Source organism: Paenibacillus antarcticus, from assembly GCF_001637225.1.
GTDB lineage: Bacteria > Bacillota > Bacilli > Paenibacillales > Paenibacillaceae > Paenibacillus_AQ > Paenibacillus_AQ antarcticus.
Map to the genome: position 1 here is coordinate 26,126 of NZ_LVJI01000020.1, position 14,752 is coordinate 40,877.

Sequence of the window (14,752 nt, forward strand, 5' to 3'; positions counted from 1 at the left end):
AAGTAATGCGTTTATTCAACATTACTTACGCTTGAATATAAAAATCCATCCGATTAGTCCAATGACAGCAATGAAGAGGCTAACCCAAGGTTGAATCGTAAATACGGGTAGTAGATTACGGAAGGTATATCCGATCATCATAATGATCAACGTTACGACAACGTAGATTCCGATGGTTCTCAAATTTAGATTGGGCTTAGGCATAGGCTTAGTATTTCCTTGGCCTCTAACTTGATCTTCATGCTCTGTTGTACGATTAAGTAACTTCGTGACCGCTTCCACTAATAGGATAGAACCTATAGCGATAACAATGAGCGACAAGAGACTGATGCGATTGAAGGTATCCATCGAGCCGCCAAGCCACTGCGCTACGAAACCAACTAAGGACTCCATAAAAAAGAACATCGTTAGCGCGACCCAAGGAATCATTACATAATATTGACCGCCCGCTATCGTCTTTCTCTTAGGCAGAATTTGCACTTTATTGCGACTGTACTCTTCGGCCGTGGGTCCGAATATTTGTCGTGCTTGTATTCCCTGCTCTTGTGACTCCAAAAGTTGATGTGCCAACTTTAATAGTAATTGTTCACTTTCGGTCTGATCGACATCACAGGTACGGAAGTAAACGACGATGTCCTCGAAATAATCTTTATTGTCAGGGGTCATCTGTTCTCTTAATCGATTATTTTCTTTGATCATAGCTTTAATTGTCATATGATTAGCTCCCCCTATCTAGTTCAAGTATAGGAATACAGGTGGAGGTTGGCAAGGACATGCAGCTGTCAGTAATGGTAAATGGTTGTTTGTGTCATATTAGTGAAAGTGTATAAAACGTTGTGTTGATTCACAACATAATACAGATAAGTAGAACAAAGGAGGAGTTAATATGGTAAATAATCTAGACTCGAATGCTGCTTCACTATCGCATGAACAAGCTGGGATCAGAGCGACAGGTCAACAGCTTCCATCGGAAATGGGATTAGATGATGAGATGAATACTCCTTCGATGTGGGGTGGGTTATCCGAGACAGAACAAGGAAACGAGATGATGGCAAGCTGGGAGGGCCGAGAAGAGACGCACAATATGTTTATTCAAAGCTATGACTAGAATCCTCTGAATAGTCAAAAATCCATTGACAGACCCTTTTTGGCGATGTTACAATAAATCCGTTAATTCATATTAAACTTATCGGATTTATTAGTATATAGATGAATCGCATAACGCTAGGGGGAATCGAGTATGGAGCGTCACATTAATATCCGACATAATCAAGAGGAACTGACAGCCAGTATTCACTATCCGTCATCGAAAGTGAATATAGAGGGACGTAGTAAAGAACGAGTACCACTCGTCATCATCTGTCATGGATTTGTAGGCAATCGTATCGGAGTAGATCGCCTTTTCTTGAAGACGGCAAGAGAGCTTTCAGAAGACGGATATATGGTTGTAAGATTTGATTATATCGGTTGTGGCGAGAGTACGGGTGATTATGGTAAGGAAGGGCTAGCATCCATGATTGACCAGACTCGTAGCGTACTCGATTATACACTAGACTGTGCTGATGTTGACCCAACTCGGGTCACTCTGATTGGGCATAGTTTGGGTGGGGCAGTTGCTATCTTAACCGCAGGACGGGATCGTCGTGTAAAGAACCTTATCTTGTGGTCCTCCGTAGGGTATCCTTTTAATGATATTGTCAAAATCACGGGTCGAGATGTTTACGATACCGCGGTTAAGAAGGGTTCCTCCGATTATTTAGGATATACGTTTACACCTGCTTTCTTTGAATCCCTTGCGCCGTTCCAACCATTTCAACAGGCAGGTAAGTTTAATGGAAATGTCCTCTTAATCCACGGAACCTCAGATGATTCTATTCCAGTAGATTATGCTTTTCTCTATCAGAAAGTATTCTGGATGCGCTCTGAAGGAAGTTGTGATAAAGAAATCATATTTCAAGCGGATCACACCTACTCCTCAGGACCTCACCGTGAGCAGTTGCTTCACCGGACGAAAGAATGGTTGAACGAACAGGAAAGAACACAACACGAATGGCAGAACTGGATGATTTAGCTCTTAATAAAGGGTGGATTCAATAATATTGGTAAAACACCTCCATTAACTGTAAAATACAAGGTAGCAATGTATACTGGTGAGTGGAGGTTGATATCAATGACAATACCTTCTTTATTTGTAGCTCATGGTTCCCCTATGCTGGCTTTGGAGGAACATGATTATGCCCGCTTTTTACAAGGACTGGGTCAACATTTCAAAATTCCCAAAGCCATCGTAATTTTCTCAGCCCATTGGGATACGCCAATTCAGTCTATGACCATGGATGAGTCACATACTACGATGCATGATTTCTACGGATTTCCTGAGGAGATGTATAAGCTTACTTACCCAGCCCAAGGTGATTCAGAATTAAACAAGCGAATAGATGGACTCTTCAAGAAAAATAATTTAAACTATACGCCTGTTCGTGATCGTGGACTTGACCATGGGGTTTGGGTTATTCTTCAGAAGTTATATCCCGAAGCTAATATTCCTGTTATTGAGTTGTCTGTGGATTCAACACGGTCACCCAAGGAGCAGTATAATATAGGTGCTATGCTTGCGGAACTTCGTAAGGAAGATGTACTTATTATTGGTAGTGGTGGTTTAGTTCATAATTTACGTACGATCAGTGAGGGTGCACAAACGGATGAATGGGCTGCTGAGTTCGATCATTGGGTTGCTGTGGAACTTGAAGAATGGGATTTGAAATCGTTATTCGATTATCGCCATAAAGCACCATTTGCAGATCAAGCCGTTCCTCCATATGGATTGGAACATTTTGCGCCGTTGTTCTATGCAATGGGTGCTGCAGATGATGAGCGTAAGGCGAAGCGACTATTTCAGGAATATCAGTATGGTAACCTTAGTCTGAACTGTTGGATGTTCGGATCATAATATAAAAGGAGTCCTTTCTTCAGTGATGAAGAGAGGACTCCTTTTTATAATATTTATGCCATTATTGCGTGTTAGTTCATGTTAGGTTTAGGGAGTAGAGACTGTATTGTTTTTGTATAATTACGTGGGAACTGTCTGAAATAAGGAAGAACCCAACGATCCAGCCCAATTCGACCGCCATTAGTAGCAGCAACAACGATGAAACATTCCAGCAATAGCATTTGAACGTTAGTGCTAACAGTACCTGATAGTAGAAAAGCGGTATTCATGACCATGGCCATAAGTGCTGCAAATGTGGTGAACATTCCTAGAATAAGTCCTAATCCTACTAAAGTCTCGCCCAATGGAATAAGAACATTGAATAGGTCTACTCCTGGTAATGCGGCATGTTCTAAGAATGCTGCCCACCATCCTTGAACCGCGGGATGATCACCTGTGCTATTTGCAATTGCTCCTTGTAGGAAACCGCCAGAATCAAACCCACCAGTTAATTTATGAATACCTCCTGTAAACCATGTATATCCAAGATAGATTCGAACGAAGGTAAGGATGAATGCTGCTACTTTATTAGTTCTGAGCCAATTGTTAAACATAATATCACTCCTAAGTGTATGGTTGTAGATACCGTTGGTTAATGGTGTCTTTGAAAGATGATCATCTTTGATATCCTTATTATATGTGAAAGATTTCACTTATGTTGTGATTTATATCACAAATTTAAAATATATATAAAGATAATTGATTTTGTAGGGAAATAATAACAAGTGAATGACAAGGAGTTGCCTTTTCAGTAGCTGAGCTGCTGCTGAAAGGACAACTCCTGTCTTATTTATTGTAGTATAGCTTTTTTTAAACGGTGGTATTTAAATGAGGTACCTGTGAGGAGGTCTTCGCTTTCTTATTGAATAGACCAGAGATATAAGGGAGTACCCAACGATCCAGTCCAATGCGACCCGCATTTACCGCAGAAACGATTATGATGCATTCTAGCAGTAACATTTGAACATTGATGCTTAAAGACCCCGATAATAGGAATGCAGAATTCATAACAATCGCCATCAATGCAGCGAATGTAGTGAAGATACCAAGGATAAGACCTAATCCAACGAAAGTCTCCCCTAATGGAATGAGGATGTTGAAAATGTTTACACCTGGTAAAGCAACTTGTTCCAAGAATGCTGCCCACCATCCTGTACTCTTCGAAATTGCTCCTTGTAAGAAACCTCCAGCATCAAACCCGCCGCTTAATTTGTGAATACCACCTGAAATCCATGTATAGCCTAGGTAGAATCGAACGAAGACAAGGAATACCGCTGCCACTTTGTTAGTTCTAAGCCAATGATTAAACATACCTCACTAATTCACTCCTCATAATATGGTTGTTGTCCCTATAATAAATGGGAACTATTTAATATAATTACATTAAAAGGGTTTAATGACAATAATAAATAAATAAATATTTATCGAGATAATAAAATTTTATATGAATGATGTTTTCGACAACAAATGATGAAGCCTGACAAAAAGCTGCTTTTGTGATTAAATGGAAGAAACAAAGAAATCCTTAGCAAGGAGGAGCATTCATTCATGATTCGACCGAAGTTATTACAGGTACTGAGTATCCTATTCATGGCATTCATTCTTTCATCTTGTTCCAATGCTAAACTAGAGGCAGAACCACCGCCGGAACCAACACCATTAGTTGAAGAAGAAAAGCCTCCTGTCGACCCCGTTACTCCCATATCTCAATATGTAGCCCCACTTACCGGGTTACCTATAGAAGCCCCCTCAAACGTACGTCCATTAGCCGTTATGGTCAACAATGCTCCAGCTGCAAGGCCTCAATCTGGATTAAGCAAAGCCGATATGGTGTATGAAGTATTGGCAGAGGGTGGGATTACACGACTTGTGGCTATCTTCCAAAGTCATAGTGAAGCAGTTACTATCGGGCCTATTCGAAGTATTAGGCCATATCTCATTGAACTTGGTGGGCTATATCAGGGTCTGCTCGTACATGCGGGTGGAAGTCCGGAGGCGTATTCAATCATACAGAAGCAGAAGAAGGAAGATCTTGATGAGATCGGTAAGGCAGGTGCTTATTTCTGGAGGGATAAGAGTCGAAAAGCCCCACACAATCTGTATTCTGATACGGACAAACTTCATGAGGGAGCAAATAAACTAAAGTATGAACAGGAAGTAGCTATACCGACGTATCCATTCCATACAGAGAATGAAATCATTGCAGGAGAGCATGCTAGTAAAGTGGATATTACTTTTCTACTCAAAAATTATGTCGTTTCGTATGATTATGATGATTCGAAGCAAGTATATAAACGTTCTATAAATAACATGCCACACGTAGACCTCACAAACAATATGCAGTTAGAAGCTGCTAACGTGATTGTAATGGGGGCGGATCACAAGGTACTTGATGATGTAGGACGTCTGTCGGTGGATATTAACCTAGGCGGAGAAGCACTTATATTTCAGCAAGGGAAGCTTGTTAAAGGGAACTGGATTCATTCCAAAGATGATGTGATTCGTTTTGTGAAGGATGACAAGGAAATTCCGTTAGTTCCGGGTACCACATACATAAATATCGTACCCAATGATCCAAATTTCGAAAGTCATGTGAAGGTGTCGAATGAGAAACAAAATTAGGATTTTAAAGGAAATGTTGGTTGAATATACTGGGGAAATATGAAAAAAAATAGAAAATATAAGAAAAAACAAGAACAGATAGCTAACGTTGTAAGAAAAGATAGATAGCGCCTTTACAAAGGGGTTATGGGTTATGGTAAGATAACTAAGGTTATCTTGTATATGGATGAACTGAAGGCAATATTTGAGTAGAGGAGTAATCAAATGGTATTCAAGAAGAAAAAGGACATCTTTTTCGAAACGATGGAGAATATGGCAGACACAATCGTACAAGCTGCTGATTATTTTGCACAGAATGTGTCCAAGTATGAAGATGTGAGCATATTTGCAGGTGAAATGAAGAAGTATGAGTCTCAGTGTGATGAATTCACGCACACCATTATTAAGGAACTCAACAAAACGTTTATTACTCCCATTGATCGTGATGACATCTTGGCGTTAACGTCCAGTCTAGATGATGTTATTGATGGTTTGGAGGCTACGGCTTCTCGGTTCTATATGTACGATCTGCATGAGCCTGACGAATATATCGTTCAGTTTGCAGAGATTTTGCGTCAATCTGCTTATGTAATTCAGAAGGCAATTCATTTACTATCGCAAAAGAAACTTCTAGCTATTCGTGAATATACGATTCGTTTGAATGATCTTGAGAACCAAGGTGACGATTTGCTTCGTATTTGTGTGAAGAATTTATTCGCAACCATTAGCGATCCTATCGAACTGATTAAGAAAAAGGAAATTTATGAACGTCTAGAACAAACTACGGACACGTGTGAAGATGTGGCCAATATGCTGGAATCGATTATTATGAGCAATTCATAAGGGGTTTACAAACATGGAAACGTCATTATTTGTTTTAGGCATCGTCGTCTTTCTTGCATTAGCATTTGACTTTATTAATGGATTCCATGATACGGCCAATGCTATTGCGACTTCAGTATCCACCCGTGCTTTGAAGCCGAGAGTAGCTATAATAATGGCAGCTGCTATGAACTTCCTTGGTGCAATCACATTTACAGGGGTAGCTAAGACCATTGGGGGTAGTGTGGCTGATCCAGCGACGCTTGATAATGGGATTGAGGTCGTTATTGCAGCATTACTAGCTGCTATCATTTGGAACCTAGTGACTTGGTGGTTCGGTATTCCATCTTCCTCATCACATGCCTTAATTGGTGCGTTAACAGGGGCGGTAGTGGTAGGAGCTGGAGCGGGTTATGTGAAGTGGGAAGGATTTATTAGTATTCTTAAAGTACTAATCTTCTCTCCATTAATTGCATTCGCTATTGGTTATATTATCATGACTCTTTTGAAATGGATTTTTGCAAAAAGAAGTCCTCATAATGTCAATAAAGGTTTCCGCACGATGCAGATTCTCACAGCGGCAATTCAAGCCTTCACACATGGTACGAATGATGCACAGAAAGCAATGGGGATTATTACATTTGCTCTCGTTACATCTGGGTTTCAGGATCATTTAGAGGTTCCACTTTGGGTTAAATTATCTGCTGCTACAGCTATGGCACTTGGTACTTCAGTTGGTGGATATAAAATTATCAAAACAATGGGAACTAAAATTTTCAAAATTGAACCTATTAATGGATTCGCAGCAGATATGGCTGGAGCTTCCGTTATATTTACAGCAACGATGCTTCATATGCCTGTAAGTACAACACATGCGATTACATCAGCGCTCCTAGGTGTAGGTAGTGCCAAACGAGTATCTGAAGTGAAATGGTCACTTGCGGGACGGATCATCATTACATGGTTTATTACAATTCCAATTGCTGGTTTGCTAGCGGGATTGATATTTAAAATCTTATTCTAGAACACACTGCGCATAGATTGAATATATAGACATACTGGGATAGAAGTGGCCAATCACCGAAGGTTGGCTTTTTTTTGTATCAGAGTATCGGATTAGAGAGGAAGTATTACTATTTATGATTAGGACACTTGCTATTACTCATACGCATGAGGTGAAAGTGGGACTTCCATTGGAACAGATTCATATGGATGATTATGCGTGGATTTGGACGGACTTCAGTTCACCTACAGTAGAAGAGGCAGATTTACTAAATACATATTTTCATTTTCATCCGCTAGCTGTTGAAGATTGTATGTTTGTATTACAACGTCCGAAATTAGACTATTACGATGATACACAATTTCTAGTTCTCCACGCCCTTAACCCGGATACACTACATGCAGAAGAAGTGGATTTATTCTTAAATCATAATATGATTGTATCCTTTCACCATCGACAACTTCCTGAGATTGATGAAGCTTGGTCACAAATTATTCAACATGCTCACGACCGTAAAGTATGGGCTCGTGGCCCAATTGCTTGTGCATATACGCTAATTGATATGATGGTAGATCGCTATTTCCCTACGCTATACAGCATTGAAGATGAGTTAGCAGAGATTGAGAATCAAGGTGGCAATGAATCTGTGGAGGATTTGATGAACCAAGTGTTTGATCTAAGAGGACGCTTGTTGAAGCTACGTCGGACGATTGTTCCCATGCGAGACCTCATGTATCGAATTGTCAATTCGCAACATATTCAGAATAGTGGAGAGCATAAGGTATATTTCTCAGATATCTATGACCATTTATTGAAACTAGCAGATATGATTGAGGCTGACCGAGAAATGACTTCGGATTTGCGTGATAGCTATATATCTCTCAACTCCAACCGAATGAATAACATTATGAAGACACTCACCGTCATTACGGTTATCTTTATGCCATTGACTTTAATTGCAGGAATCTATGGAATGAATTTTGCTCATATGCCGGAACTTAACTGGAAATATGGGTATGCTATCGTGATGGCAGTCATGTTCATGCTTGGTGGTGGCATGGTGGTGTGGTTCATTCGTCGAGGCTGGTTCAAGTAATGAGAGTGCTCACATCAAAGTAAGCACTCTTATTTCGTTCGAGCGAAAGAGTTTATTTGCTGAATGTGAACTATTATTTGGGGGATTTCTTGCCGGACGAACGCCGCTTAGTAGAGTTGGTGGATTTGGTAGACTTACGTGGCGGAGCCGTTTTACGTTTAGTAGATGACGTTTTCTTGCGCCGGCGTTTAGGGGGAGTATAGTAAATGGGATCATCATCTTCGGGAGTACCCTTCGTCTTACCTTTACCAAAGGTACCCATCATTAGCTTAATCATCGGTGCCATTTGTTGAACACTACTCATAACCTTTTGGAATTTCCCCATCGAACTTACAATCCCATCAATACCTCCCATTCTGTCGATTACACCTTTGAGCTCACCTATGTTTGCTAGAGAGAATCCTGTCTTGGCAGTAGTAGCCACAGCGGGTAATACTGCCGTTGCAGCAGATGTAGACTCAATTAAATCGCTTGCGCCGAATCCAGTCAAGCCACCACCTTGAAATGGAGACATAGCAGATGATTCAAGCTGAGGAATAGCTCCCAAGGAATCAATTCCAGGGTATGGGTTATTATATGAAGACGAAGAGAAAGGACCGAGTGAACGCTGGTTGCTCGGAGAACTACGATGGTAATGCTCAGCCATGATTATCACTATCCTTTTCAGATTGGTATACGATACTGTATGTTATAGGCGAACATAAAGTATGGACGAATGCCCTGATGAGCAGGGATAGGAGCGGAAAAGGGCTGATGCCTAAGCGTGTTGAATATGCTAGAATAGTATTGGTATGACGGTGTAGATGAAGTCTGATCCTATCGAAAAAGTCTGATTGATTGCTTTCATGATTTGCTTCATTACTGCGTGAAACCGTTAATGCTTGAAATGATTGTATCGACTACAGTACAATGGGGATACATAGTAATAGTAGAGGATGATTAGCGGTGCAATTAAAGAAACTAAATGATAAGAGTGTAGATCAACTATTTGAGGCAGTATTGACGCTTAAGAATATAGAAGAATGTTATGTATTCTTCGATGATCTGTGCACAGTAAATGAAATTCAATCACTCTCTCAGCGTCTGGAAGTAGCACGTATGTTAGGGAAAGGTTCTACATATAACCAGATCGAGGCAGAGACAGGTGCGAGTACTGCAACCATCTCGCGAGTGAAGCGTTGCTTGAATTATGGTAATGATGGGTATAAAATGTCGTTGGAACGTCTAGGACGCTAAGATGTCTAGACCAGGTGTATTAATCATCAGCCATGGCTCTAGGGAACCTATCTGGGTAGCGTTGGTGGATGAGGCTGTGAATCAATTGCCGCTGCAGGATACTATTCCTGTGGCGGTTTCGTTCTTGGAAATCGTAGAGGGAAGATTGATTCAAGATGGCATTCACCTCCTTGAAGAACAAGGAGTAACCGATATTATCGTCATTCCGTTATTTGTATCTTCGGGTAGTACGCATGTGGATGAAATTGCTTATGCCTTAGGTGTGAAAGAGAAGGCAGATTGTGATACTGATCTTGAACCTTTTCACATCCAAGCTAATATACATTATGGAAAGCCTATGGATGATGACGATGATGTTGCTCAGATGGTATGGGATAAAGTACGCAGTTTATGTGTAGATGTTGATCAAAAAGTGATTTTACTTGTAGGGCATGGAAGTATATACGAGGGATTTCGAGAGCGTTGGGAGAAGGGGATATCTTCTCTTGCGCTCAAAGTTCAGGCGATTAGTGGTGTGATTGCTGTCGATTTTGCACTTCTGAATCCGAACTCAGTCCAAGAACGAACAGAGTATTGGCAAAGAGAATACGGTTATCAAGTCATCGTGGCTCCTCTTTTTCTGAGTGAGGGATATTTCACTCGAAAGATTATTCCAGAACGACTTAAGGGACTATCGTATCACTATTCAGGTCAAGCACTGTTACCTCATCCTCTGATATCTCAGTGGATTGGTAGGCAGGTCAATGTTATGTTGCAAAGGTTCACATTATGATAACGGGTGGCGGTTCTCGTATGAAGAGAGCAAGATTAATATATAATCCTACCTCAGGTCGTGAGGAAATGAAAAGAAGGCTTGCGGATATCTTGCAACGCCTCGACAACGGTGGTATTGAAACTTCGGTACATGCCACTACAGGAGAAGGTGATGCTACTCGTGAAGCTGCGGAAGCAGTAGAACGTGGGTATGATCTTATCATTGCCGCGGGCGGTGATGGTACGTTATATGAAGTGGTTAATGGGATGGCGGGTAAAGAGAATCTTCCACCGCTTGGTTTATTTCCACTTGGAACAACGAATGATTTCGCTCGCGGGCTTGGAATCCCAAAGAATTGGGAAGAATATTGTGATCTGATCATTAGACAAGAGACACGGCCTATTGATGTAGGGAAAGCGAATGATCGGTATTTCATCAATATTGCAGGTGGTGGAACACTAACGGAATTAACGTATGATGTTCCAAGTAAGTTAAAGACATTAATTGGACAACTTGCTTATTACCTCAAGGGTATCGAGAAGATGGTTAGCTTATCTCCACAGGAACTCTTTATTAAGGCTAATGGACAACCTGATATTCACGGTGAATTCATGTTGTTCCTGATTGCGAATACGAATTCTGTAGGTGGCTTCGAGAAGCTCGCACCAGATGCTCGTATTGATGACGGTCTATTTGATGTTATTGCTCTTAAGAACTGTAATCTGCCAGAGTTCGTTCGTGTGGTTAGAATGGCACTTCGTGGAGAACATCTGAAGGATAAGAAGGTAATCCATTTCCAAACGGATTACATGGAAGTTACTTCACCTGGTAAAGTGCTGTTGAACCTCGATGGTGAGTTAGGTGGTACTCTGCCAGGAACATTCCAAATGTTGAAACAGCATATGCGGATTTTTGCGTGATCATAAGGATAGTATGAATATGTAATAGAAGTGCGACTTATGATGAATTGAATGTAGGTTACATCCAAGAGATTAACTTATCCATAGGATGAGATAACACATATAAATGATGAGAAGATAAGGAAAGAAGTGAATATAGCATCATGAAAAAACACCGTAGCGGTCGACAATCCGATCGCCGCAGCAATCCGGCTCCGTTGATCGGGTTGCCGGTATCCAAGAACGATGAAGTTGTGATCGACATCATCGGTATGAACCATGATGGAGAAGGGGTAGGTCGTACAGAAGGCTATACCCTTTTTGTTGCGGGCGCACTCCCAGGGGAGAAAGTCCGTGTGAAAGTGCTCAAGACGAAGAAGCAGTATGGCTATGCCAAACTTCTGGATATCATTCTACAGAGCCAAGATCGTATTGCTGCCCCTTGTCCAATCAACGACCAATGTGGCGGCTGCCAGTTACAGCATATGGACTATAACGCTCAACTAGCGTGGAAACGTCAGTTAGTGGTGGATAACCTAGTTCGGATTGGTAAGTTAGACGTGGCAGATGGAAGTTTGAATCGTGAGATTGAAGGCAAAGAACAAGGGATTACTGTTCTTCCTACACTAGGAATGAGTGATCCTTGGCGTTATCGCAATAAAGCTCAAGTTCCTTTTGGTACAACTGAGGGTGGGCTTGTCGGTGGGTTCTACGCAAAAGGGAGCCATCGGATTATTGATATGGAGGCTTGCCTCATTCAGCATGAGAATAATGACGAGATTGTGGCGCACATCAAATCCATTGGTCAGGAGCTTGGTATCACGGCGTATGATGAAGAAACAGGTCAAGGCTTGCTTCGTCACGTAGTTGTCAAAGTTGCTTTCCGCACGGGTGAATTAATGGTTGTCTTAGTAACGAATGGAGCTAAGATTCCAAACGTAGACACTTGGATTGCTGAGATCACGAAGGCGATGCCAGCCGTGACAAGCATCTGTCATAATATTAATACTCAAACGACAAATGTCATCTTCGGGGACAAGACAAGCGTCTTGTGGGGAAATGAAGTGATATATGATTATATCGGTGATGTGAAATTTGCGATTTCCGCTCGTTCTTTCTATCAAGTGAATCCGGTACAGACCGAAGTACTATATGGTAAAACGTTGGATTATGCTGGACTTACTGGAGCGGAGACCGTGATAGATGCTTATTGTGGCATCGGTACAATCTCGTTATTCTTGGCGCAGCATGCGAAGCAAGTCTATGGGGTAGAGATTGTGCCTGAAGCCATTGAAGATGCTAAGGCAAATGCAGAGCTAAATGGCATGAACAATGTCGAATTCGCAGTCGGAGCATCCGAAGATGTGATTCCACGTTGGAAAGAGCAAGGTATTACACCTGACGTGATCGTCGTCGATCCACCACGGAAGGGTTGTGACCCTCGCTTATTGGAGACGATCCTGGCGATGCAGCCGGAGCGGGTTGTGTATGTGAGCTGTAACCCTTCCACGCTTGCGCGTGATCTGAGAGTGCTTGAAGATGGTGGTTATCGTACGGTGGAAGTTCAACCAGTGGATATGTTCCCGCATACGACACATGTGGAGTGTACAGTAAGACTTGAAAGAAAAGATACAGCCGAGTAGACTATATCTTAGTTCTGTGAAAGAGGGTTGGATAAGTTGTAGTGAATCTTAATTTTTCCGCCCTCGAACACTTCGATTTTTTGTATTAACCTTTTTAGAACGTGTTTCATGACCTGTACATCACCAATGTCGAGGGTCGAGAACCGTTCTATTTCTTTTTTGAAAACTTGCAATTGTTCGGATAGGTCTTGTCGTGCTTCAAGGACTAAGATTAGTTCAGCTTTTCTATTCGCAAGTTCTTGCTGTTGCTGTGCTATTCTTTCGTTCTGTTTCTTAAGTTGCTCTGACGTAATCGCACCATCAACTTTTAGACTTAACAATGTGTCAAAGCGTTTATCCATTGCGGCTAATTCTTTGTCAATTTGCACCAATTCCTTTTTGGTACTAGTGTGTACTGAAATGGCTTTTTCTTCGGCAATACCGTAAAGCCTTTCCATATTGACGTTATCCTTAACCAACGCCGCTAGGTCATCCTTAACTGCCAGTAGTAATTCTTTTTCTGCGATGATATGCGACGAGCAGTAGCTAGACGTATATTTAACGTACCCGCCGCATACGTATGCCCCTTTACGTCTATCTGGCTTGAAGTGCATTCCGCTACCACAATCAGGACAAACAACGATATAGGAAAACAGGCTCTCTTTTCCGTTGCTTTTATGCGTACCCTTCTTACGCATGAGTACTTGAATCGCTTCGAAATCTTCGTCAGACACTAATGCAGGATGAGCGTTTTCGGTAATGATTTGCTTATCCATATCGACTTTGCGACGAATTTTATAAAGTTCCGATTCTGCAAGCGTTCCTGTCGTTTCCTCACGCCGATACACAAGATTACCTAGATATACAGGATTGGATAAAATGCCCTTAATCGTGCTCTGTTGCCATTTGGTACCTGCATTTGAAACACCCGCGCTAGCCCGTGGCGTCGGAATACTCCTACGCATTAGGACATTGCTTATCGTGAACATTCCCCGACCTTTGTGTAAGTATAACTCGAATATTTCTCGCACGATTGGGGCAGTTTTCTCGTCAATTTCAAGGGCGCTTGTCGTCTCGTTGAACGTGTATCCATATGGCGGAATTGAAACTCGACGTTTACCCAGTCTAGCACTAGACTGTAGTCCCAACTTTATACGTTCGGATAACTTAGCGTTATCTTCTTCCGCTAAAATCGCTTTAAGGTTAAACATAAAGCGACTAGAACTTGTTTCCGTATCGTAGTTGTCTTCGGGTAAAATAAGGCGTACAGGTATACGCTCCAATTGATCAGCCATCTGCAGACTATTAAGTGTGTTCCTTCCGAAGCGTGAAACTGACTTTGTGATTATTACGTCAAATTTCTTCTTTTTAGCGTCTTCAATTAGACGCTGAATTTCTGCGCGGTTTTTAATTCCTGCTCCGCTTATTCCGTTGTCAATATATCGTTCTACGACCTCGAAGCCCTGTTCCCTAGCGATGTTCTCGGCTAAAGCAATTTGGTTCCTTAAGCTGTTTTTTTGTTCTTCTCTCTTTGTGCTGACTCTCGCATAGATAGCGCATCTCATTGTTCTGCCGCCCCTTCTGAAGTAGAAGGAATGGCATTTACCCTATTTTCATCGTACATAGCTGAAACCATGCTGTCAATTTGACTTCTTAACAATGCTATCAATATATCCTCAAGATGAGCAGTTCCTATAAACGCTCTTTCGATTTTCATCTTACGCAACCCC

The 14,752-nt window shown here is 41.5% G+C and carries 17 protein-coding genes; 11 read left to right on the top strand and 6 right to left on the bottom strand.

The features are described from left to right. Positions 1–21 precede the first annotated feature (21 nt). On the bottom strand, positions 22–714 hold the full coding sequence (locus tag PBAT_RS15305) for a DUF1129 family protein (RefSeq protein ID WP_068650837.1): 693 nt from the start codon (positions 712–714) through the stop codon (positions 22–24). A 172-nt stretch (positions 715–886) separates the two neighbouring features. On the opposite strand from PBAT_RS15305, the gene PBAT_RS15310 reads away from it, so the two are divergent. The 3 genes from PBAT_RS15310 to PBAT_RS15320 all read left to right on the top strand — a co-directional run bounded on the left by PBAT_RS15310 (position 887) and on the right by PBAT_RS15320 (position 2,950). Further along, a complete protein-coding gene (locus tag PBAT_RS15310; RefSeq protein ID WP_068650838.1) occupies positions 887–1,108 on the top strand; it encodes a hypothetical protein in 222 nt (73 codons plus the stop codon). A gap of 132 nt (positions 1,109–1,240) precedes the next feature. Continuing rightward, on the top strand, positions 1,241–2,071 hold the full coding sequence (locus tag PBAT_RS15315; RefSeq protein ID WP_068650839.1) for an alpha/beta hydrolase: 831 nt from the start codon (positions 1,241–1,243) through the stop codon (positions 2,069–2,071). A 99-nt stretch (positions 2,072–2,170) separates the two neighbouring features. Further along, on the top strand, positions 2,171–2,950 hold the full coding sequence (locus tag PBAT_RS15320; protein WP_068650840.1) for a DODA-type extradiol aromatic ring-opening family dioxygenase: 780 nt from the start codon (positions 2,171–2,173) through the stop codon (positions 2,948–2,950). Between the two features lie 71 nt (positions 2,951–3,021). Here the strand turns inward: PBAT_RS15320 and PBAT_RS15325 are convergent, their stop codons facing one another. Together PBAT_RS15325 and PBAT_RS15330 are read right to left on the bottom strand one after the other, a co-directional pair. Beyond that, on the bottom strand, positions 3,022–3,543 hold the full coding sequence (locus PBAT_RS15325; protein ID WP_068650841.1) for a DoxX family protein: 522 nt from the start codon (positions 3,541–3,543) through the stop codon (positions 3,022–3,024). 256 nt (positions 3,544–3,799) lie between these two features. Next, positions 3,800–4,300: a DoxX family protein gene (locus PBAT_RS15330; protein ID WP_068650842.1), complete on the bottom strand. Its 501-nt coding sequence runs from the start codon at positions 4,298–4,300 to the stop codon at positions 3,800–3,802. 237 nt (positions 4,301–4,537) lie between these two features. On the opposite strand from PBAT_RS15330, the gene PBAT_RS15335 reads away from it, so the two are divergent. The 4 genes from PBAT_RS15335 to corA all read left to right on the top strand — a co-directional run bounded on the left by PBAT_RS15335 (position 4,538) and on the right by corA (position 8,511). Continuing rightward, positions 4,538–5,611, top strand: coding sequence for a DUF3048 domain-containing protein (locus PBAT_RS15335; RefSeq protein WP_068650843.1), 1,074 nt, complete (start codon positions 4,538–4,540; stop codon positions 5,609–5,611). Positions 5,612–5,815: 204 nt separating this feature from the next. Continuing rightward, complete coding sequence (locus PBAT_RS15340) at positions 5,816–6,433, top strand: DUF47 domain-containing protein (RefSeq protein WP_068650844.1); 618 nt, start codon at positions 5,816–5,818, stop codon at positions 6,431–6,433. Positions 6,434–6,446: 13 nt separating this feature from the next. Further along, entirely contained in the window at positions 6,447–7,436 is a 990-nt protein-coding gene (locus PBAT_RS15345) for an inorganic phosphate transporter (protein WP_068650845.1), read from the top strand. Between the two features lie 115 nt (positions 7,437–7,551). Further along, positions 7,552–8,511, top strand: a complete 960-nt coding sequence (gene corA, locus PBAT_RS15350) for a magnesium/cobalt transporter CorA (protein ID WP_068650846.1) — start codon at positions 7,552–7,554, stop codon at positions 8,509–8,511. 73 nt (positions 8,512–8,584) lie between these two features. Here corA and PBAT_RS15355 read toward each other — a convergent pair whose 3' ends face one another. Beyond that, on the bottom strand, positions 8,585–9,157 hold the full coding sequence (locus tag PBAT_RS15355) for a hypothetical protein (protein WP_068650847.1): 573 nt from the start codon (positions 9,155–9,157) through the stop codon (positions 8,585–8,587). Between the two features lie 299 nt (positions 9,158–9,456). Here PBAT_RS15355 and PBAT_RS15360 point away from each other — a divergent pair, with 299 nt between their 5' ends. The 4 genes from PBAT_RS15360 to rlmD all read left to right on the top strand — a co-directional run bounded on the left by PBAT_RS15360 (position 9,457) and on the right by rlmD (position 13,043). Further along, positions 9,457–9,747, top strand: a complete 291-nt coding sequence (locus PBAT_RS15360) for a YerC/YecD family TrpR-related protein (protein ID WP_068592204.1) — start codon at positions 9,457–9,459, stop codon at positions 9,745–9,747. Between the two features lies 1 nt (position 9,748). Next, positions 9,749–10,519 (top strand): sirohydrochlorin chelatase, encoded by a 771-nt coding sequence (locus PBAT_RS15365; RefSeq protein ID WP_068650848.1) that lies wholly within the window; start codon positions 9,749–9,751, stop codon positions 10,517–10,519. Between the two features lie 20 nt (positions 10,520–10,539). Beyond that, the gene (locus PBAT_RS15370; RefSeq protein ID WP_068650890.1) at positions 10,540–11,421 is read left to right on the top strand and encodes a diacylglycerol kinase; all 882 of its coding nucleotides are present in this window, start codon (positions 10,540–10,542) and stop codon (positions 11,419–11,421) included. 143 nt (positions 11,422–11,564) lie between these two features. Continuing rightward, positions 11,565–13,043: a 23S rRNA (uracil(1939)-C(5))-methyltransferase RlmD gene (gene rlmD, locus PBAT_RS15375; RefSeq protein WP_068650849.1), complete on the top strand. Its 1,479-nt coding sequence runs from the start codon at positions 11,565–11,567 to the stop codon at positions 13,041–13,043. An 8-nt stretch (positions 13,044–13,051) separates the two neighbouring features. On the opposite strand, the gene PBAT_RS15380 is transcribed toward rlmD, so the two are convergent. Then, the gene (locus PBAT_RS15380) at positions 13,052–14,587 is read right to left on the bottom strand and encodes a recombinase family protein (protein ID WP_068650850.1); all 1,536 of its coding nucleotides are present in this window, start codon (positions 14,585–14,587) and stop codon (positions 13,052–13,054) included. Next, a complete protein-coding gene (locus PBAT_RS25300; protein WP_157091321.1) occupies positions 14,584–14,739 on the bottom strand; it encodes a hypothetical protein in 156 nt (51 codons plus the stop codon). The genes PBAT_RS15380 and PBAT_RS25300 overlap by 4 nt, the downstream gene beginning before the upstream one ends. Between the last annotated feature and the right edge of the window lie 13 nt (positions 14,740–14,752).

Bases quoted from the DNA above. Each gene is read 5' to 3' on its own strand.
- rlmD (WP_068650849.1), top strand. From the start codon at position 11,565: ATGAAAAAACACCGTAGCGGTCGACAATCCGATCGCCGCAGCAATCCG.
- PBAT_RS15325 (WP_068650841.1), bottom strand. From the start codon at position 3,543: ATGTTTAACAATTGGCTCAGAACTAATAAAGTAGCAGCATTCATCCTT.
- PBAT_RS15380 (WP_068650850.1), bottom strand. From the start codon at position 14,587: ATGAGATGCGCTATCTATGCGAGAGTCAGCACAAAGAGAGAAGAACAA.
- corA (WP_068650846.1), top strand. From the start codon at position 7,552: ATGATTAGGACACTTGCTATTACTCATACGCATGAGGTGAAAGTGGGA.
- PBAT_RS15365 (WP_068650848.1), top strand. From the start codon at position 9,749: ATGTCTAGACCAGGTGTATTAATCATCAGCCATGGCTCTAGGGAACCT.
- PBAT_RS15335 (WP_068650843.1), top strand. From the start codon at position 4,538: ATGATTCGACCGAAGTTATTACAGGTACTGAGTATCCTATTCATGGCA.
- PBAT_RS15355 (WP_068650847.1), bottom strand. From the start codon at position 9,157: ATGGCTGAGCATTACCATCGTAGTTCTCCGAGCAACCAGCGTTCACTC.
- PBAT_RS15305 (WP_068650837.1), bottom strand. From the start codon at position 714: ATGACAATTAAAGCTATGATCAAAGAAAATAATCGATTAAGAGAACAG.
- PBAT_RS15340 (WP_068650844.1), top strand. From the start codon at position 5,816: ATGGTATTCAAGAAGAAAAAGGACATCTTTTTCGAAACGATGGAGAAT.
- PBAT_RS25300 (WP_157091321.1), bottom strand. From the start codon at position 14,739: ATGAAAATCGAAAGAGCGTTTATAGGAACTGCTCATCTTGAGGATATA.
- PBAT_RS15315 (WP_068650839.1), top strand. From the start codon at position 1,241: ATGGAGCGTCACATTAATATCCGACATAATCAAGAGGAACTGACAGCC.
- PBAT_RS15345 (WP_068650845.1), top strand. From the start codon at position 6,447: ATGGAAACGTCATTATTTGTTTTAGGCATCGTCGTCTTTCTTGCATTA.
- PBAT_RS15370 (WP_068650890.1), top strand. From the start codon at position 10,540: ATGAAGAGAGCAAGATTAATATATAATCCTACCTCAGGTCGTGAGGAA.
- PBAT_RS15330 (WP_068650842.1), bottom strand. From the start codon at position 4,300: ATGTTTAATCATTGGCTTAGAACTAACAAAGTGGCAGCGGTATTCCTT.
- PBAT_RS15320 (WP_068650840.1), top strand. From the start codon at position 2,171: ATGACAATACCTTCTTTATTTGTAGCTCATGGTTCCCCTATGCTGGCT.
- PBAT_RS15310 (WP_068650838.1), top strand. From the start codon at position 887: ATGGTAAATAATCTAGACTCGAATGCTGCTTCACTATCGCATGAACAA.